The organism is Vibrio splendidus (assembly GCF_003345295.1).
Classification (GTDB): domain Bacteria; phylum Pseudomonadota; class Gammaproteobacteria; order Enterobacterales; family Vibrionaceae; genus Vibrio; species Vibrio splendidus_K.
The window spans coordinates 205,490-224,948 of sequence record NZ_CP031055.1; the positions used below are offsets into that span (position 1 = coordinate 205,490).

Sequence of the window (19,459 nt, forward strand, 5' to 3'; positions counted from 1 at the left end):
TGCTCACTTACTAACGGTATTCACTTACTAACGTAAGCTCCGCGCCTCCTCCTTGCACTTAACACGTTACAACTTAGCTTCATAAAAACTTACTGTTATTAAAAAGAGTCGCTTAGGCGGCTCTTTTTGTATGTAAATTTCATGACTTATCTTTTTGTCGAAAGGAAAGTCGTCATTCCCTATAGCGAGGAACGAGCGCAGTAGGGAATCTTGTTTGATAGTTTGGCTTAAGGTTGTTGTATTAGCTTCCCAACTCAGTCGTTGCTCCTTCTGGAGGGTGACGAATTTAGGGGCAACGCAGGCCAAGCGTTTATTAAGGAACATCATCACATGAAAAGAATCCATATTGTCGCGGGTATTATCTTCAACCAAGATAAGTCACAGGTTTTTATCACTAAACGCCCAGACGACAAGCACAAAGGCGGTTTCTGGGAATTCCCTGGTGGTAAAGTAGAAGCGGGCGAAACCATTGAACAAGCGATGGCTCGTGAACTTGATGAAGAGATTGGCATCAAGGTGACAGAGCAGTCTCTGTTTGAGCACCTTGAATTTGATTACAGTGACAAGTCGCTTAAGTTTGATTTCATTCTTGTGACTGATTTCGAGCAACAGCCTTATGGTAAAGAAGGGCAACAAGGTGAATGGGTCGATCTTGAATCATTGAGCCAATACGCATTCCCTGAAGCGAATGTGCCCATTTTAGAGCGAGTAATAAAAGAGTTTTCGTAATTGCTAGCCTGAGTTTGAGATTGTTGTTAGTTTAAAGAGATTAATCGAATGAACGTTGCTGCGACAGATGAGCAGTGACGGTAACCAAAACAATGGAGATATTCGCAGTGGTAAGAATTGCAATTGCAGGAGCAGCTGGCCGTATGGGTCGTAATTTGGTGAAAGCCGCTCACCAAAATTCAGAAGCAAGCGTTGGCGCTGGTTCAGAGCGTCCAGAGTCATCTTTGGTCGGTGTTGATGTTGGCGAGTTATGCGGTGAAGGTCGTTTTGATGTAGCTCTAGTTGATGACCTTTCGAAAGCGATTGAAGAGTTTGATGTGATCGTCGACTTTACCGCACCTGTGAGCACATTAGCGAATATTGAACTTTGTAAGCGTCACGGTAAAAAACTGATCATCGGCACTACTGGTTTCTCTGAAGAAGAAAAGCAGGTCATCGATGCAGCATCAAAAGAGATGTCTATTGTAATGGCACCAAACTACAGCGTTGGTGTGAACCTAGTATTTAAGCTGCTAGAAAAGGCCGCTAAAGTGATGGGCGATTACTGTGATGTTGAAATCGTAGAGGCTCACCACCGTCATAAAGTCGATGCACCTTCTGGTACTGCGATTGGCATGGGCGAAGCGATAGCCGGAGCGATGGGCAACGAGCTAAATGATGTCGCTGTATGGTCACGCGAAGGCATTACGGGCGAGCGTACAAAAGATGAGATCGGTTTTGCGACCATTCGTGCCGGTGACATCATTGGTGAGCATACCGCTATGTTTGCTGATATTGGCGAGCGCGTTGAAATTACCCATAAAGCAACGGATAGAATGACCTTTGCCAATGGTGCGATCAAGGCGGCTGTTTGGCTAAATGACAAGCCAGCAGGCTTTTATACCATGACGGATGTCCTTGGTTTGAATGGCCTGTAAATAGATATTTATGCGCTGGCAATTGCCGGCGCTTTCTTTATTTGGTGGCTTTTCCTTAATAATCTCTCTTCTACGATCTTCCTTCTACTTTCTTTTTATCGCCATTTTTTCTCTATTTTTGTGCTATTTATGCGGTCTTTGGTGTGTTTTTTGTTTTAGGTCTTTAAATTACCATGTTTTCTCTTGGTATTTATCGATTGCGTTTTGTTGCTGATATTTTTTGCACTCTATGGTTAGCTAAAATGACGGGTTAAAATTAGAAAATCGTAATATTCCTATTAATAGAGTATAAAAGTTGAACTTTTGAAGCTTTGATGGGGGAAATTGAATTAGTTCTTACAAATGTTTAATTTCTTTCTCGTTAAATGTTGACACGTATCACGCAGATCACTAGAATATCGCCAATTTGTCTAATTTCCATAAACACGCAGTTTTTGGTGTTACAGGAAGGTAGATTTGCAAATTAAATCAATTTTAATGCATTTTTATTTCTGGAGGTTGTCTTGAAGAAGTCAGCACTACTCGTCCTAGAAGATGGGACAGTATTTCACGGTGAAGCCATTGGCGCTGTAGGTTCTGCAGTTGGTGAAGTCGTTTTTAATACCTCGATGACGGGGTACCAAGAAATCCTCACTGATCCTTCCTATTCCCAACAAATCGTTACCCTTACTTACCCTCACATTGGCAATACCGGAACCAATTCCGAAGACGAAGAATCTTCTTCAATCCACGCTCAAGGCCTTGTGATTCGCGATCTCCCTCTAATCGCTTCTAACTTCCGTAATGAACAATCCCTTTCTGATTACCTTAAGTCGCAAAACGTTGTTGGTATCGCTGATATCGATACTCGTAAGCTGACGCGTATTCTTCGTGAAAAAGGTGCTCAAAACGGTTGTATCGTAGCGGGTAACAATTTAGATGAAGCTTTGGCTCTAGCTAAAGCAAAAGAATTCCCTGGCCTGAAAGGTATGGACCTTGCGAAAGAAGTTACAACAAAAGAAGCGTATCAATGGAAACAAGGTTCGTGGACGCTTACGGGTGGACTTCCTGAAGCGAAAGCAGACTCTGAATTGCCATACCACGTTGTTGCTTATGACTTCGGTGCAAAACGAAATATCTTACGAATGCTTGTTGACCGCGGCTGCCGCCTAACGGTTGTTCCTGCTGAAACTTCAGCAGAAGAAGTACTCGCTCTGAACCCAGACGGTGTTTTCCTTTCAAATGGCCCTGGTGACCCAGAACCATGTACTTACGCAATTGAAGCAACAAAAGTGTTCCTAGAAAAAGGTTTACCAATCTTTGGTATCTGTCTAGGTCACCAGATTCTTGCTCTTGCGTCAGGCGCTAAGACAGTGAAGATGAAGTTTGGTCACCACGGTGCAAACCACCCGGTTAAAGATTTAGATCGTGATGTTGTGATGATTACTTCACAAAACCATGGCTTTGCTGCTGACGAAGATACGCTTCCAGAGACATTACGAGCGACTCATAAGTCTCTATTTGATGGTTCTCTACAAGGTATCCACCGTACAGATAAGCCAGCATTTAGCTTCCAAGGTCACCCAGAAGCAAGCCCAGGTCCAGAAGATGCGGCACCGCTATTCGACCACTTCATTGAATTAATTAACCAGTCTGTTGCAAACAAACAAGACAAAGCGTAATCCGGAGTAGTAGATAATGCCAAAACGTACTGACATTAAAAGTGTTCTAATTCTAGGTGCTGGTCCGATTGTTATCGGTCAAGCATGTGAGTTTGATTACTCTGGTGCTCAAGCTTGTAAAGCACTTCGCGAAGAAGGTTACCGAGTTATTCTTGTAAACTCGAACCCAGCGACAATCATGACTGACCCAGACATGGCTGATGCGACTTACATCGAACCTATCCAATGGGAAGTGGTTCGTAACATCATCGCTAAAGAGAAGCCAGATGCAGTTCTACCGACAATGGGCGGCCAAACTGCACTTAACTGTGCGTTAGATTTAGAAAAATACGGCGTACTTGAAGAGTTCGGCGTAGAGATGATTGGCGCAACTGCTGACGCTATCGATAAAGCTGAAGACCGCTCTCGTTTTGATAAAGCAATGAAATCGATTGGTCTTGAGTGTCCAACGGCTGATACAGCGAAAACGATGGAAGAAGCTTACAAAGTTCAAGAAATGGTTGGTTTCCCTTGTATCATTCGTCCATCGTTTACGATGGGTGGTACAGGCGGTGGTATCGCTTATAACAAAGAAGAATTTGAAGAAATCTGTCGTCGTGGTTTGGACTTGTCTCCAACCAACGAACTTCTAATCGATGAGTCACTTATCGGTTGGAAAGAGTACGAGATGGAAGTGGTTCGCGACAAGAACGACAACTGCATCATCGTATGTGCGATTGAAAACTTTGACCCAATGGGTATTCACACTGGTGACTCGATCACAGTGGCTCCAGCTCAAACGCTAACAGACAAAGAATACCAACTAATGCGTAACGCTTCTCTAGCGGTACTGCGTGAGATTGGTGTTGAAACGGGTGGTTCAAACGTACAGTTTGGTATCAACCCGAAAGATGGCCGTATGGTTATCATCGAGATGAACCCACGTGTGTCTCGTTCTTCTGCACTTGCTTCTAAAGCAACAGGTTTCCCAATCGCTAAGATTGCAGCGAAACTGGCTGTTGGCTTTACGCTAGACGAGCTAATGAATGACATCACTGGCGGCGCAACGCCAGCATCATTCGAACCAACAATCGACTACGTAGTAACTAAGATTCCTCGTTTTAACTTCGAGAAATTTGCAGGTGCTAACGACCGTCTAACGACGCAAATGAAGTCGGTTGGTGAAGTTATGGCTATCGGTCGTAACCAACAAGAATCTCTACAGAAAGCACTTCGCGGTCTAGAAGTTGGCGCAACTGGTTTTGACGAAATGGTTGACCTAGATGCACCTGACGCTCTAACGACGATTCGCCATGAGCTTAAAGAAGCTGGTTCTGACCGTATTTGGTACATCGCAGACGCTTTCCGTGCTGGTATGTCAGTTGATGGTGTATTCAACCTAACGCAAATTGACCGCTGGTTCCTAGTTCAAATCGAAGACATTGTTAAACTTGAGCAAGAACTTAAAGCGAAAGGCTTTGCTGGTCTGAATAAAGACGAGCTAATGAAGCTTAAGCGTAAAGGTTTTGCTGATGCTCGCCTGTCTAAGATTCTAGGTGTGGCAGAAAGTGAAATTCGTCGTCTACGTGACCAATACGATATTCACCCAGTCTACAAGCGTGTAGATACATGTGCGGCTGAGTTCTCTTCTGATACGGCTTACATGTACTCATCTTACGATGACGAATGTGAATCGAACCCAACAGACAAAGAGAAAATCATGATCTTAGGCGGCGGTCCAAACCGTATCGGCCAAGGTATTGAATTCGATTACTGTTGTGTACATGCATCTTTAGCACTACGTGAAGATGGCTACGAAACAATCATGGTTAACTGTAACCCTGAGACAGTTTCGACAGACTACGATACGTCTGACCGTCTGTACTTCGAACCAGTAACTCTGGAAGACGTACTAGCAATCGTTCGTGTTGAGAAGCCAAAAGGCGTTATCGTTCAGTACGGTGGTCAAACACCACTGAAACTGGCTCGTGAGCTTGAAGCTGCTGGCGTACCAATCATTGGTACTAGCCCAGACGCAATCGACCGTGCAGAAGACCGTGAGCGTTTCCAAGTTGCTGTTGACCGTCTTGGTCTTCTACAACCAGAAAACGCGACAGTAACAACAATGGAGCAAGCGGTAGAGAAATCTCGCGAAATCGGCTTCCCATTGGTTGTTCGTCCTTCTTATGTTCTTGGTGGTCGTGCGATGGAAATCGTATACGACGAGCAAGACTTACGTCGCTACTTCAACGAAGCAGTAAGTGTTTCAAACGAATCTCCAGTACTGCTTGATAGCTTCCTAGATGATGCAATTGAAGTCGACGTTGATGCGATTTGTGACGGTGAGCGCGTTGTTATTGCGGGTATCATGGAGCATATCGAACAAGCGGGTGTTCACTCAGGTGACTCAGCATGTTCTCTTCCTGCTTACACGCTAAGCCAAGAAATCCAAGACGTAATGCGTGAGCAAGTTGAAAAGCTAGCGTTCGAGTTGGGTGTTCGTGGTCTAATGAATACGCAGTTTGCTGTTAAGAACAACGAAGTGTACCTAATCGAGGTTAACCCTCGTGCAGCACGTACAGTACCGTTCGTATCGAAAGCAACAGGCGCAGCAGTCGCTAAGATTGCAGCTCGTGTTATGGCGGGTCAATCGCTAGAGTCTCAAGGCTTTACGAAAGAAATCATCCCACCATACTACTCAGTGAAAGAAGTTGTTCTTCCGTTCAACAAATTCCCTGGTGTTGACCCACTATTAGGCCCAGAAATGCGCTCTACTGGTGAAGTTATGGGTGTTGGTGCAACGTTTGCTGAAGCATACTCTAAAGCTGAATTGGGTTGTGGCAACATCTACCCAGAAGGCGGCCGTGCACTTCTTTCTGTTCGTGAAGGCGACAAAGAGCGCGTTGTTGACCTAGCATCTAAGCTATCTAAGCTTGGTTACCAGCTAGACGCAACACACGGTACTGCAGTTATCCTTGGCGAAGCGGGTATTAACCCACGTCTAGTCAACAAGGTACACGAAGGTCGTCCTCACATTCTTGACCGTATCAAGAACAACGAGTACACGTACATCGTGAACACTGCTGCTGGCCGTCAAGCGATTGAAGATTCGAAAGTTCTTCGTCGTGGCGCGTTGGCTGAGAAAGTGAACTACACGACGACGCTAAATGCTGCATTTGCGACTTGTATGGCGCACACTGCAGACGCGAAAACGTCAGTAACTTCAGTTCAAGAACTGCACGCACAGGTTAAAGCTTCTCTAGCTTAATTGGCTAACGTGTATCGCTGTTAAGCGGATATAAATGCTCAAAGCCCACTCTTCGGAGTGGGCTTTTTTATGTCTGTTATCTGGTGTCGGTTAAATGATGAAAATCTGGTGATGACTAAATGATGAAAATTTGGAATAGGTTACAATCTTGTGTTTCGTTGTTGATTGTTTGCTCACGGTGGTAAGTTGTCGCTACACGGAATTTAAGGCGTTGGGTATATGGAAATCACTCTAGAAATATTGGCTATCTTGTTTGTTGTTGCAACGGCGGCAGGCTTTATTGATGCAATGGCTGGCGGCGGTGGATTGTTGACTCTACCTGCATTGCTAGCGGCAGGAGTACCACCAACGCAGGCATTGGCCACCAACAAACTTCAAAGTTCTTTTGGTAGTTTCTCCGCCAGTTGGTATTTCGTACGCAACGGTATCGTGAACATAAAAGAGATGCGTCTTGCCATTCTCTGTACCTTTATTGGTTCTGCGATTGGCGCTGAGTTAGTGCAGCATATTGACGCAAGTTTGCTGACCAGCATGATCCCCTTACTACTTATCGCCATCTCTCTCTATTTCCTATTAGCACCCCAAACTAGAGCGTCTGAAGGTAAGCAAAAGATGTCTGAAGCCGTGTTTGCTTTGTGCATTGGCGGCGGTGTTGGTTTCTACGATGGCTTCTTTGGCCCAGGAACGGGTTCTATTTTCACCGTCTGTTTTGTTGCTATCGGCCATTTCTCTTTAGTGGATGCAACAGCACGTACTAAGGTTCTTAACTTTACCTCGAATATAGCCGCATTGATCTTCTTTATTTTGGCTGGCTTGCCAATTTGGGAGTTGGGATTAGTGATGGCAGTTGGTGGCTTTATGGGCGCTCAACTTGGCGCTAAAGTAGTGGTGACAAAAGGGCAGAAGTGGATTCGCCCCCTTGTGATCGTGATGTCGATGTTAATGGCATCTAAACTGCTTTGGGAACAGCATCAACAATGGATTCTATCAGTATTTTAACTCGTGGAGACTGATAGCTGTTCGGCCTTACACAGATATGAATCGGTCGAATCAATCCCTTCAATTCGGCAAAACTAAACAGGTATTGAGGCTCAATATTGAGTGTTTTTACGATAGAGAGCGGGATCAACGCTGGCCCTGTCCCACCCAGCGCTAACTGGGCTGCTGCGGTGTAAGCATCCATCTCCATCAAGGGTTTGATGCCGAACTTTTCAAGCACAGATAACTGATACGAGTTTGCCGGATTGGTCATGTCGTTAGTGATAACCATTGGAGGAAGCTGCGTTAATGGCGACTTACTCACTATGTAAAACGGCTCATCAAACAGGTGGAATGTCATTAACCCATGATGCGGTGGCAGTAAACCAGCACACAACCCTAAGGTCGCCTTGCCAGATTGCACTCTCTCTATGATTCTTGGGGTATGGTTCGTGGTAATGGTGATGTATTTATCTTGTTGGATAAATTGGCCCATCATCTCACCTAGATAACCCGCGATCAGCGACTTAGAGCTATCTAAGGTGATGAGAGTGGTATCTTCCAACTCTTGCTGCTCATAAATAAGACCACGAAGCTCATTGAATGCAGGGCCGATACTCTCGATTAATGCAATCGCATCTGGCGTCAGTTTGATCTGTCGGCCACTCGGTTCTATGAGTTTTTTGCCTAACTTCTTCTCTAAATTAGCAATCCGTTTGCTGACCGCTGATTGGCTGATATAAAGCAAACTGCCGGTGCGGCTCATGGTTTTTGCTTTACTTAAAACCAATAGAGTTTCGATTCCTTCGAGTAGCATTGGGTTATATTCATGAAAGTTGGGAATGATTAAACCAAGTTACCTCAAACGCTATTCATTCTCTAGTCTGAGCACATAGATATCAGACAAGCTAGGGGTTTTGACGTTAGCTCGTTAATTAGGAAATTAGCTCGTTAGGCTTTCTTAACTAGACTCGCGATGCGTTGGCCAAAATAGAAAGCGGTTTTAAGATCATTACTATTGATGTGATTATTGGTGCTCTCAGCCGTCTGATCATCACTGGCGACCAAACCAATACTTGAACCTGTGCGATTCAAACCTAAATCATCAATATGCTTTGAGATATCAAGCCCTGCCCAAATCATGCCATGCTGACAAGCCAGAGTGAAAAAGCTCAGTAGGGTTTGCTGTTGTTCACCGTTAAGGCTACCACCAGTGGTGAAACCTGCAGCGAGCTTATTTCGCCATGCTTTTTTACAGTAGGTATCACTGCTTGCATCCATAAAGCTCTTAAATTGAGCCGCTGGTGAGCCCATGTAGGTTGGCGCGCCAAAAATAATCGCATCACAATTGTCTAATGCGCTGAGCTTATCGTCATTGTCAAATCCTCCTTCGACTATTTCAGAAGAGAGCACCTCGATGAGCAGTGCTGAGTTAGATTGTTGAGTGTTAATGCCTTCTGCGATTGTCTCAGCGACTTGCTTAGTCGCTCCATTCTTAGAGAAGAAAACAATGCCCACTTTATTGATACTCATTTTTAACTCCTTATTGGCAGACTATATTAGTAAATAAAATAATTTATAAAGATATTGGTTTACTAATATGGCCTGTTAACTAGGTAAGTAAACAAAAAGCATTACTAACTCATGAGCTAAGAGCTAACAAGCTAACTAAATTGAGTGTCAGGAAAAAAGGGGGATCTTTGAAGGGAGAAATCGAGGGTATAAGTACTTTGAAAGCGAATTTAAAAAGGCCCCTTTGCGGAGCCTCTTAGTCATCGTTCTATCTACTTGATAGCGAAGGTAGGCAATGACAAGTGCCAGCGAATAGCGCCAAGCCTAATCAATAGTGTTGTGAACACACCGGCCAAAAATGCGGTTTCTGAATCGTGCCCCATGAGAATCGCCATGGTATGGAAAGCACCACCAATGATACAAGCCGTGGCGTAGACTTCACTTCTTAAGATCATCGGCACTTCACGGGCAAGCACGTCACGGATAATACCGCCACCACAGCCAGTAATTACGCCCATGATGATAGCGACTAATGCTGAGTCTTGATAAATCAATGCTTTTTCAACACCGATACCAACAAACACCGCTAATCCAATAGCATCACAAACGGGCAGTATCCACCACGCCAAACGCTTTGGGCGTCTCACTATGATCATAGTCAACAAGCAGGTGGTGATAATCACCCAAAGGTAGGTGGTATCGGTTATCCAAAACACTGGGGTCGCACCCAATGCCATGTCACGAATAGTACCGCCACCAATTGCGGTGACGCTGCCTAAAACGGCAACGCCAAAGGGGTCCATCTTAAGACGGCCTGCGACAAATACGCCTGAGACAGCAAAAATGGCAGTGCCAAATAAATCGATAATATAAAGCAGCATGGAGTCCATGATACTGGTGCTCTTATAGTTAAAATTGTAGGGACAGGTCGGTGGCGAATTGTACGAAAAAATGCAGCAAATAGTTAGTGATTTTGCCTAGCTCTATCGAAGAAATCGCATACTTGTTGGATCGCTTTCAAAGTTCTCGTTGTCGGGCGATTAATCCAGTCAGAATTGAGTGACCAAATCTGATTTTGAGCGACTGCTGGGATCTCGTCCTCCCAAGTTTGCCACATGGTTCCATTCTCAATTGCATGCTGAGAAGTGAAGATCACTTGCGGTTTCCTTAATACAACTTGTTCAATACCAACTTGAGGATAAGGGGAAGCACTGTCTTCGAAAATATTCTGGCCGCCACAAAACTCAAACACCTCACTTGGCCAGTGCCCTTGAGCGACGGTGATGATCGGCTTCTCACTTAGCTGATAAAAGTAGTTTACGGGCTCAGCATCTTTATATTTTAGTCTCAATGCGTTGAGTTGTTCTTTGTATTGCTTGGCATTGTTTTTCCCAATACTCGGATCACTGGAGTATTGGCTGAGTTGTTCAATATTGGTCGCAATGCTGTCTAGGCTTTTGGTTTTCGAGTAGTAAATATTAAACCCAAATTGCTCTAGTTTCGCGAGCTCTCTGGGCGGGTTTCCCGCTGGCCACGCAAGAATTAAATCAGGTTGCAGTGCGATGATCTTCTCAACCTTGATACCTTGATAGTTTGCCACTTTTTCAAGCTGGTCTGCTTGTGGTGGGTAATCACTCCGCTCACTTACCGCAACAAGGTTATCACCTAAACCAGCACTGTACGCGAGTTCAGTGGCGTGAGGAGCAAGGCTTACTACGCGTTGAGCTGGCTGTACTTTTTCTGGAGTCAGCGATGTTTCTTCCGCAAATGATAAAGGCAGCCATAAGCTGGAAGACAAAAGAGTAAGGCTTGTAACAAGTGCTGAAGGTTTCACTCTAAATCCCTTGGTGAACAAATAGTAAGATTAGGCTTTGTAAAAATATCCAGATAGCAATACGACCAAACAGCAGCTTCTGAACCTGAGAGAGATGCAGAGCTGATGGGGCGATTCTTCCGCCTATTTTTGCGCGAATGGCTTTGGTGTTGTTGTAAATAGCAGGGCCACCCAATGATAATTCCAGCTTGTTGCCAACGGCCGTGATCAACCATGCAGGGCCAGGCAGTGGCCAAGAACGGCTCTGGGTAATCATCATCTTAAATGTGTGCGTTGCTTTATCACCACATACGATCATCAAAGCAAACAGACGCATCGGTATGAATTCTAGGATAGCGACTATCTTGATAGCCGTTGAGCCGAACGGAGAAAATTGCTTACGACTTGGCGACCAAGCTCGAGCTAACTCGACAACAAGGCGATACATTAAAGCCGCAATTCCACCACCAATGGCGTACCAGAATAAAACACATACCACATTGCGAGCGTAACCCATGATGATGGTTTCAGCAGCGGCTTTGCCAAGCCCAAGTGATGACAGTGATTCGGTTTGACGATTGACAACCGGAGCCAGTACCTGACGAGCAGCAGCTTTATCTTCTCGACCAAGCGCTTTGATCAGCTGATTTGCTAGCTTTTCATTATTGCGCCAATCAATCGCCAGCAATAACAGCGCTAATTCAAACAGTTGAGATTGCCAAACCAATGGTTGCAGTGCCAATAGAATTATCAGAGTCGGCAGTACCATTACGCCCCAGGCTAATGTGCCCGAGATTAAGCTTTGGGAATAGTTTTGGGTGTTATTAACCTTGCTTGCTAAAAGCTCAGCAAACTTATGCCATAAGGTCGTAGGGTGTGCGGCATGGGGGATAGGTAAAATCAAATGAAAAAGCAGTGCTCCCCACATTACAAGGAGCACGCCATTTGCAAATACCTGATCAAACAGTGTTTGCATGTCTAGTCGCTTACTTTAGTAGGGCAACCATTTTGATAACCATCTCAGAAGAGCTTTGTGCTGCTAGTGGCAGGAACTCTTCGAAGCTCATTGGTGATTCTTTGTCTGCAACGTCAGAGATTGCACGAACAACCACGAATGGTACTTGGAATTGGTGACAAGCTTGAGCGATAGCAGATGCTTCCATCTCTACAGCAACCACTGATGGGAAGTGCTTGCGGATGAACTCTTGGCGTTCTGCTGTGCAAACAAATGCGTCGCCAGTACAGATAAGACCGCGAACGGCGTGCTTATCTTCCATTTGCGCTAGTGCTTGTTCAGCAACAGCCATCAGTTTGTCGTCCGCTTTGAACGCTGCAGGTTGACCTGCCATTTGACCGATTTCGTAACCGAAAGCTGTAACATCTGCATCGTGGTGACGAACTTCAGTTGAGATAACCACATCGCCAAGGTTCAGTGTTGAATCAAAACCGCCAGCAGAGCCCGTGTTTAGTACTACGTCTGGCTGGTATTCGCTTAATAGGATTGAAGTACCCACTGCAGCGGCTACTTTACCAATGCCTGATTGAAGCAAAACAACGTCAACACCATTTATCTGACCAGAGAAAAAGGTACAACCGCCTTTATTAACTTCAGTAATGTCTGAAATTGCTGCCTTTAGGATCGCAACTTCTTGCTCCATTGCGCCAATGATGCCGATTTTCATGTGTAGTCTCTTAATAAATAATATTTAAACAGTAGAGCGAAATTGTAGCATGGATAAGAAGTGTCGAGCGACTGCCCAGAGGCACTTCTCATCCGAATAGCAGCGATTTATCTGCGTATTCTTTTATCTATTTGATCAGGCCTTCGCTTTTTAAGCTAGCGCGAAGTTGTTCAGCACGCTTTCGGTTTACGCCAAAATCAGAGTGACCAGTACGAGACTCTGAACGCACGATCAGTTTGCCATCAGTGATCTTAAGTTCTAAGTCATCGACAAAGCGCATGATGCGAGAAGTGCATTCAACACGCAGGTAATCTTCTGTTTTACTCGCGGTTTTCGATCCCGGTAAGGTTAGCGCAACCTGCTCAATGGCATCTAAGTTTGCTGAATCTGATAACTCAAACGCGGCCAATGTATGCTGTTCACGGTCATCTTGAGTTGATACGCAGTTTGGTTTGTCTCCACAAGGTGATGAAGTTCTGTCTTTCATGTCCGTGATTCCTTGGCTACAAGCGGTTAAAGTCAAAAGAGATAGAGAAAGGAGAGCGGCTTTTTTCATAGTGTTTCCTATGGCGTTGTTTTAGTTTTAATTCTAGTTATCGGTATTGGCTTGTTTGCGATTGTTTACGTATTTTCGATATGCTTGTGATAAACGTATCTAATTCAAAAAAGGATCCATCATTGGATCCTTTTTTTATAGTAACGAGCTGAGTAATAAAGGAAACCTTAGACTAGTCACACTTCTAGGTAATCCAATATTCCTTCCGCTGCTTTACGGCCTTCGTCGATAGCGGTCACGACTAAGTCAGATCCTCGAACCGCATCACCACCTGCAAAGATCTTACTGTTGGTGGTTTGGTATTGAAATTCTTGTTTACCGGGAGCCTTGATGCGACCCCATTGGTCGAGCTCTACACCGAATGGTTCTAGCCACTCCATTGCATGAGGTTGGAAACCAAATGCCATGATAACGGCGTCTGCTTCAAGAACATGCTCACTGCCTTCTACAGGTTCCGGACGACGACGACCTGCGTCATCGGGTTCACCTAGCGCCGTTTTCACCACTTTGACGCCTGTAACATGGCCAGATGAATCGGTTTCCAATGCTAATGGCTGAAGGTTGAATATGAACTTCACGCCTTCTTCTTTTGCATTCTTCACCTCACGGCGAGAGCCTGGCATGTTGGCCTCATCACGACGATAAGCACAGACGACGTTAGCAGCATGCTGGCGAATCGACGTCCGGACACAGTCCATCGCGGTATCACCACCACCAAGCACAACCACTTTTTTGCCTTTCATGTCGATAAACGGCGTTGGGTTGTCCAGTTCCATGACCTTGTAAGTATTGGAAACAAGGAAGGGTAAAGCATCATAAACACCCGGTGCTTCTTCGTTGTCTAACCCAGCGCGCATGTTTTTATAAGTACCGACCCCTAAGAAAACAGCATCATATTCATCGACCAATTGTTGCAGTTGAACGTCTTTACCGACTTCGGTATTCATCTTAAATTCAACGCCCATCCCACTAAAGATACGGCGACGGTTTTCCATGATGCCTTTCTCGAGTTTGAACGATGGGATACCAAACGTTAGCAGGCCACCGATCTCCGGGTAGCGGTCAAATACCACGGCCTTCACACCGTTTCGAACTAAGATATCAGCTGCAGCAAGACCTGCAGGGCCAGCGCCAATGATCGCGACCTTTTTGTCGGTCCATTCAACGTGAGACATGTCTGGTTTCCAGCCCATCTCAAACGCTTTGTCATTGATGTATTTTTCAATGTTGCCGATGGTTACTGCGCCGAAATCGTCGTTGAGGGTACAAGAGCCTTCACATAGACGATCTTGAGGACAAACTCGTCCGCAAACCTCAGGCAAGCTGTTGGTTTGATGGGACAGTTCAGCCGCTTCGATAATGCGCCCCTCATTGGCAAGTTTGAGCCATTGAGGGATGTAGTTATGGACTGGGCACTTCCATTCACAGTAGGGGTTACCACAGTCTAAACAGCGGTCGGCTTGTGCCTTAGCTTGTTGCTTCGTGAAAGGTTCGTAGATCTCTACAAACTCAATCTTACGTATCTTGATTGGTTTCTTCGCTGGGTCTACGCGATTCACATCAATAAATTGGTATACATTCTGGCTCATGATTGGCTCCTTCCAATTATTGCGCTTGAACACGAAGTTCAGCAGAGCTGCGGCTTTGGTGACCGAGCAAGGTGTTGAGATCCGCCGTCTTCGGCTTCACTAGGTAGAACTTTGGAATCCATTCATCAAAGTTCGCCAAAATAGCTTCAGCGTGTACTGAGCCAGTCTCTTCTAAGTGCTCCGCAATCAAGCCGCGCAGGTGTTCTTGGTGGATAAATAGGTCCGACAGAGAAAGTGCTTCGACCGATTCGTTGTTTACACGGCCTTGGAAGTCTTCATTCTTATCCATCACATAAGCAAACCCACCTGTCATACCGGCGCCGAAGTTCACTCCGGTTGCGCCAAGAATGGCAACAATACCACCGGTCATGTATTCACAGGCATTGTCTCCTGCACCTTCAATCACGGCAACGGTGCCTGAGTTACGCACGCCAAATCGTTCGCCTGCAGTACCAGCTGCAAATAGCTTGCCTCCGGTCGCACCATACAAACAAGTGTTACCTATGATGGTCGCTTCGTTACAAACAAATGCAGTGCCTTGGTGAGGTTTGATAACCACCTTACCGCCTGCCATGCCTTTGCCGACATAGTCATTGGCATCGCCTGTCAGATATAGCTCAACGCCGCCAGCGTTCCAAACCGCAAAGGATTGGCCTGCTGTGCCATCGAGATACAACTTAATTGGTGACCCCGCCATACCTTGGTTCCCGTAACGTTTGGCTATTTCGCCAGAGATACGAGCGCCAATCGAGCGATCGGTGTTGATTACGTTGTAGTAAAGGCTGGTGGATTGACGTTTCTCAATCGCATCAATGGCATCATCAAGGATCTGTTGGTTGAGTTGCGCTTTATCAAATGGTGCGTTTGGCTCGGTCCAAAACAGTGGGTGACCTTCTGGAGATACCGGAGCTTCGAGTATTGAAGAGAGATCGAGTTTACTCTGTTTCGCAGTCAGGCCTTGAACGGCTTCAAGTAGATCCGTGCGACCAATCAGGTCTGTCAGTTTTTCGACTCCAAGTTCTGCAAGGTACTGGCGAACTTCGTCGGCTAGGCCGGTAAAGTAGTTCACTACCATGTCTGGCAGGCCTTTGAAGTATTCACGGCGTAGTGTTTCATCTTGAGTCGCAACGCCCGTTGCACAGTTGTTTAGGTGACAAATTCGTAAGAACTTACAACCCATCGCGACCATTGGCGCAGTACCAAAACCAAAACTCTCTGCACCTAAAATCGCGCCCTTGATAACATCGAGTCCGGTTTTTAAACCACCATCGACTTGCAAGCGGATCTTATGGCGTAGGCCATTGGCCACCAGTGCTTGTTGAGTTTCCGCTAAGCCAAGCTCCCAAGGGCAACCTGCGTATTTTACCGAGGTCAATGGACTTGCCGCGGTACCACCGTCGTAGCCAGAAATCGTAATCAGGTCGGCATAGGCTTTCGCCACACCAGTAGCAATGGTGCCCACACCCGGTTCTGATACTAACTTCACTGAAACCAAGGCTTTAGGGTTCACTTGCTTAAGGTCGAAAATAAGCTGCGCCAGATCCTCGATAGAATAAATATCGTGGTGCGGAGGAGGGGAGATCAGTGTTACCCCTTGAACTGAGTATCTCAGTTTGGCGATTTCTGCGGTGACTTTATGCCCCGGCAGTTGGCCACCTTCGCCCGGCTTCGCACCTTGTGCGACTTTGATTTGCAGAACATCCGCATTGGTTAAGTAATGTGGTGTCACACCAAAACGGCCGGAAGCTATCTGCTTGATGCGAGAATTACGATCAGTACCAAAGCGTCGTGGATCTTCACCACCTTCACCAGAGTTGGAGTAGCCTCCTAATCGGTTCATCGCCATGGCCAGTGCTTCATGAGCTTCAGGGCTTAAGGCACCAATCGACATGGCTGCAGAGTCGAAGCGTTTAAAGAGATCACTGCTCGGTTCGACTTTTTCTAATGCTAGAGGTTGAGCTGCTTTTTTAAGGCTCATTAAGTCACGTAGCATGGCAGCAGGACGAGCATTAACTTGCTTCGCAAAAGATTGATAATCTGATGTTTCGCCTGTCTTTACGGCGGTTTGTAAGGTGCTGACTACGTCTGGGTTATAGGCGTGGTATTCGCCGCCATGTACGTATTTGAGTAAGCCACCATGTTCCAGTGGTTTACGCTTAGTCCATGCTTTGCGAGATAGATTATAGATATCTTGTTGGAAGTCGCTAAAGCTAGCGCCTTGGATACGAGTCGTTACGCCTCGGAAACACAAGTCAACGACATCGGTATGCAAACCGACCGCCTCAAATAATTGCGAGCAGCGATAAGAAGCAATCGTCGAGATACCCATCTTCGACATGATCTTATACAGACCTTTGTTGATGCCGTTTTGGTAATTTTGCAATGCAGTGCGATAGTCTTTATTTAAAGAACCATCGTCCAACATTTTGCCCAATGCTTCATAAGCGAGATATGGATAAACTGCGGTTGCACCGAAGCCAAGCAGAACTGCAAATTGGTGCGGGTCACGTGCGGTTGCTGTCTCAACCACGATGTTAGCATCACAACGTAGGTTGTTGTCTGCGAGTCGAGTTTGCACGGCACCGACAGCCATCGCTGCTGGAACCGGGAGCTTGCCTTTCTCTAAGTGCTTGTCTGAAAGTACAATCAAAACAGCACCATCACGGACCTCTTGCACCGCACGATCACACAAGTCATTAATGGCTTGTTCAAGATCTTTATCAGCAGGATCATAGTGCATGCTAAGAATCGCGTGGCCATAGTGTTTTTGATTTAACTGCAGAAGTTGCTGCATGTCAGAGTAGACCAGAACTGGCGAATTAAATGTCACACGGTAGGCGTGACCGTCGGTTTCGCAGAACACGTTCATCTCTTGGCCGATACTGGTGGCTAAAGACATAACATGCTTTTCACGCAATGGATCAATCGGTGGGTTGGTGACTTGTGCAAACATTTGACGGAAATAGTCAGTGACGAGACGTTCTTTCGAAGAGAGCACAGCCATCGGCGTATCATCGCCCATCGAGCCTACGGCCTCTTGTCCCATATCTCCAAGCACACGCAGTACTTGGTCCGACTCTTCGTTGCTCATCGCAAACTGTTTTTGGTAGGTCTTGAGCGTGTCATCGTCAAAGCTGCGCTTACCGACTTGCTCATCGGGCAGATCGGAAAACGGTGTGAGTTTGTGAACGTTCTTTTCCATCCACTCTTTATAGGGATGGCGACCTTTAAGGTCATTATCGATCTCGTTAGATTGCCACAGTTTACCGCGGCGCGTATCTATGACGAGTAGTTCACCCGGGCCGACACGCCCTTTCTCTGCCACCTCGTCTGGCGCGTAATTCCAGATGCCCACTTCAGATGCCAGCGTGATCAGGTTGTCTTTGGTAATCACATAACGCGCAGGGCGTAAGCCGTTTCTATCTAGGTTACACGCAGCGTAACGACCGTCAGAAAGGACGATACCTGCAGGGCCATCCCACGGTTCCATGTGCTTGGAGTTGAAGTCGTAGAATGCACGCAGATCGGGATCCATGTCTGGGTGGTTTTGCCAAGCGGGCGGCACGAGCATACGCATCGCTCGGAATACATCCATACCACCGGCAAGGAACAGGTCGAGCATGTTATCTAGGCTTGATGAATCTGAGCCTGTCTCATTCACAAAGGGTGCGGCCGTTTGTAAATCGGGCAGCAGTGGTGAAGAGAATTTATAGGCACGAGCTTTAGCCCACTGACGGTTACCTTCGATGGTATTGATCTCACCATTGTGCGCCAAATAGCGGAATGGCTGAGCCAGTGGCCAACGCGGCTGAGTATTGGTTGAGAAGCGCTGGTGAAACAGGCATATCGCCGATTCCATACGTAAGTCAGCAAGATCGAGGTAAAATCGCGGAAGATCGGCCGGCATACACAGGCCTTTGTAAACCATGACTTGTGTCGAAAGGCTACAAATATAGAAATCTTTGTCTTCGGTGATCTGTTTTTCAATTCGACGACGAGCGATATAAAGGCGTCGTTCAATATCGCGTTCACGCCACCCCGCAGGTGCCGAGATAAACACTTGCTGAATATTGGGAACAGAATCTTTGGCGATTGGGCCTAATACGTCGGTGTTGGTCGGCACGACACGCCAACCTGCAACGGTTAACGTTTCTTGCGCGAGCTCTTTATTGACGATGTCTTGCGCGGATTGCGCTTTGATTGGGTCTTGGCTGAAGAAAATCATGCCGACAGCGTATTGCTTGCCGAGCTTGAAGTTATTCTCTTCTGCAATAATTCTGAGATAAGAGTCTGGCTTCTGTAGTAATAAGCCACAGCCATCTCCTGTTTTACCATCCGCAGCAATACCACCACGGTGTGTCATGCGATCGAGGGCTGAAATAGCAGTTCGTACCAACTTATGACTCGGTTGGCCTTCCATTTGCGCTATTAAACCAAATCCACAGTTGTCTTTTTCAAGACTAGGATCATATAGAGCCATTGCAATTCTCCCTTTTGCTTCTCTGTCATCCAGACAGTAAATGACTAACTATTCATATACTTGTTATTTTTTATAAGCTTATAGTTTGTCTTTAGCTAGTTAAAACGTTATTGGTTGTGTTAACAAAACCGATTGGTTTTATTTTCACCAGCTTTACAACGTATAGCTAATTGTGTTTAAGGTCAAGTTCATGGTTAATTATCATGCGTAAACGCGATTAACCACGTAATAATCTAAAATAGTAGAATGATATCAAAGGGATATAAAAGGTAGATGTTAATGGGATTTAACATGT

General features: G+C 45.9%; 14 protein-coding genes. 5 read left to right on the forward strand and 9 right to left on the reverse strand.

Annotated elements, in window-relative coordinates; all coding sequences use genetic code 11:
* Window positions 1-330: 330 nt before the first annotated feature.
* From mutT to DUN60_RS00890, 5 genes are all read left to right on the forward strand, one after another.
* Window positions 331-729, forward strand: a complete 399-nt coding sequence (mutT, locus tag DUN60_RS00870) for an 8-oxo-dGTP diphosphatase MutT (protein ID WP_004734971.1) — start codon at window positions 331-333, stop codon at window positions 727-729.
* 92 nt (window positions 730-821) lie between these two features.
* Window positions 822-1,646, forward strand: coding sequence for a 4-hydroxy-tetrahydrodipicolinate reductase (gene dapB / locus DUN60_RS00875; RefSeq protein ID WP_162808228.1), 825 nt, complete (start codon window positions 822-824; stop codon window positions 1,644-1,646).
* Between the two features lie 503 nt (window positions 1,647-2,149).
* Complete coding sequence (gene carA / locus DUN60_RS00880; RefSeq protein WP_017072829.1) at window positions 2,150-3,307, forward strand: glutamine-hydrolyzing carbamoyl-phosphate synthase small subunit; 1,158 nt, start codon at window positions 2,150-2,152, stop codon at window positions 3,305-3,307.
* A 16-nt stretch (window positions 3,308-3,323) separates the two neighbouring features.
* Complete coding sequence (gene carB, locus DUN60_RS00885) at window positions 3,324-6,554, forward strand: carbamoyl-phosphate synthase large subunit (RefSeq protein WP_017077692.1); 3,231 nt, start codon at window positions 3,324-3,326, stop codon at window positions 6,552-6,554.
* Window positions 6,555-6,773: 219 nt separating this feature from the next.
* Complete coding sequence (locus DUN60_RS00890; protein WP_017080245.1) at window positions 6,774-7,553, forward strand: TSUP family transporter; 780 nt, start codon at window positions 6,774-6,776, stop codon at window positions 7,551-7,553.
* Here DUN60_RS00890 and DUN60_RS00895 read toward each other — a convergent pair.
* The 9 genes from DUN60_RS00895 to gltB form a co-directional block, all read right to left on the reverse strand.
* Entirely contained in the window at window positions 7,504-8,349 is an 846-nt protein-coding gene (locus tag DUN60_RS00895) for a LysR family transcriptional regulator (protein WP_114632978.1), read from the reverse strand. The genes DUN60_RS00890 and DUN60_RS00895 overlap by 50 nt on opposite strands.
* Before the next feature lie 134 nt (window positions 8,350-8,483).
* Complete coding sequence (locus DUN60_RS00900; protein ID WP_114632979.1) at window positions 8,484-9,065, reverse strand: flavodoxin family protein; 582 nt, start codon at window positions 9,063-9,065, stop codon at window positions 8,484-8,486.
* A 251-nt stretch (window positions 9,066-9,316) separates the two neighbouring features.
* Window positions 9,317-9,934 carry a TRIC cation channel family protein gene (locus DUN60_RS00905; RefSeq protein ID WP_114632980.1) on the reverse strand — a complete coding sequence of 206 codons (618 nt, stop codon included), beginning with the start codon at window positions 9,932-9,934 and terminating at the stop codon, window positions 9,317-9,319.
* 74 nt (window positions 9,935-10,008) lie between these two features.
* Window positions 10,009-10,878, reverse strand: a complete 870-nt coding sequence (gene btuF / locus DUN60_RS00910) for a vitamin B12 ABC transporter substrate-binding protein BtuF (RefSeq protein ID WP_017080248.1) — start codon at window positions 10,876-10,878, stop codon at window positions 10,009-10,011.
* Between the two features lies 1 nt (window position 10,879).
* Window positions 10,880-11,833: a cobalamin biosynthesis family protein gene (locus tag DUN60_RS00915; RefSeq protein ID WP_114632981.1), complete on the reverse strand. Its 954-nt coding sequence runs from the start codon at window positions 11,831-11,833 to the stop codon at window positions 10,880-10,882.
* 10 nt (window positions 11,834-11,843) lie between these two features.
* Entirely contained in the window at window positions 11,844-12,539 is a 696-nt protein-coding gene (mtnN, locus tag DUN60_RS00920; protein WP_017090520.1) for a 5'-methylthioadenosine/S-adenosylhomocysteine nucleosidase, read from the reverse strand.
* A 127-nt stretch (window positions 12,540-12,666) separates the two neighbouring features.
* Entirely contained in the window at window positions 12,667-13,095 is a 429-nt protein-coding gene (locus DUN60_RS00925; RefSeq protein ID WP_065207238.1) for a DUF1499 domain-containing protein, read from the reverse strand.
* A 176-nt stretch (window positions 13,096-13,271) separates the two neighbouring features.
* Window positions 13,272-14,684, reverse strand: a complete 1,413-nt coding sequence (locus DUN60_RS00930; RefSeq protein WP_114632982.1) for an FAD-dependent oxidoreductase — start codon at window positions 14,682-14,684, stop codon at window positions 13,272-13,274.
* Between the two features lie 16 nt (window positions 14,685-14,700).
* Window positions 14,701-19,164, reverse strand: a complete 4,464-nt coding sequence (gene gltB, locus DUN60_RS00935) for a glutamate synthase large subunit (RefSeq protein WP_029406054.1) — start codon at window positions 19,162-19,164, stop codon at window positions 14,701-14,703.
* Window positions 19,165-19,459 lie beyond the last annotated feature (295 nt).

Coding starts and splice junctions, on each gene's coding strand:
- mutT (WP_004734971.1), top strand. CDS start 331: ATGAAAAGAATCCATATTGTCGCGGGTATTATCTTCAACCAAGATAAG.
- dapB (WP_162808228.1), top strand. CDS start 822: ATGGAGATATTCGCAGTGGTAAGAATTGCAATTGCAGGAGCAGCTGGC.
- carB (WP_017077692.1), top strand. CDS start 3,324: ATGCCAAAACGTACTGACATTAAAAGTGTTCTAATTCTAGGTGCTGGT.
- DUN60_RS00890 (WP_017080245.1), top strand. CDS start 6,774: ATGGAAATCACTCTAGAAATATTGGCTATCTTGTTTGTTGTTGCAACG.
- DUN60_RS00895 (WP_114632978.1), bottom strand. CDS start 8,349: ATGCTACTCGAAGGAATCGAAACTCTATTGGTTTTAAGTAAAGCAAAA.
- DUN60_RS00900 (WP_114632979.1), bottom strand. CDS start 9,065: ATGAGTATCAATAAAGTGGGCATTGTTTTCTTCTCTAAGAATGGAGCG.
- DUN60_RS00905 (WP_114632980.1), bottom strand. CDS start 9,934: ATGGACTCCATGCTGCTTTATATTATCGATTTATTTGGCACTGCCATT.
- DUN60_RS00915 (WP_114632981.1), bottom strand. CDS start 11,833: ATGCAAACACTGTTTGATCAGGTATTTGCAAATGGCGTGCTCCTTGTA.
- mtnN (WP_017090520.1), bottom strand. CDS start 12,539: ATGAAAATCGGCATCATTGGCGCAATGGAGCAAGAAGTTGCGATCCTA.
- DUN60_RS00925 (WP_065207238.1), bottom strand. CDS start 13,095: ATGAAAAAAGCCGCTCTCCTTTCTCTATCTCTTTTGACTTTAACCGCT.
- DUN60_RS00930 (WP_114632982.1), bottom strand. CDS start 14,684: ATGAGCCAGAATGTATACCAATTTATTGATGTGAATCGCGTAGACCCA.
- gltB (WP_029406054.1), bottom strand. CDS start 19,164: ATGGCTCTATATGATCCTAGTCTTGAAAAAGACAACTGTGGATTTGGT.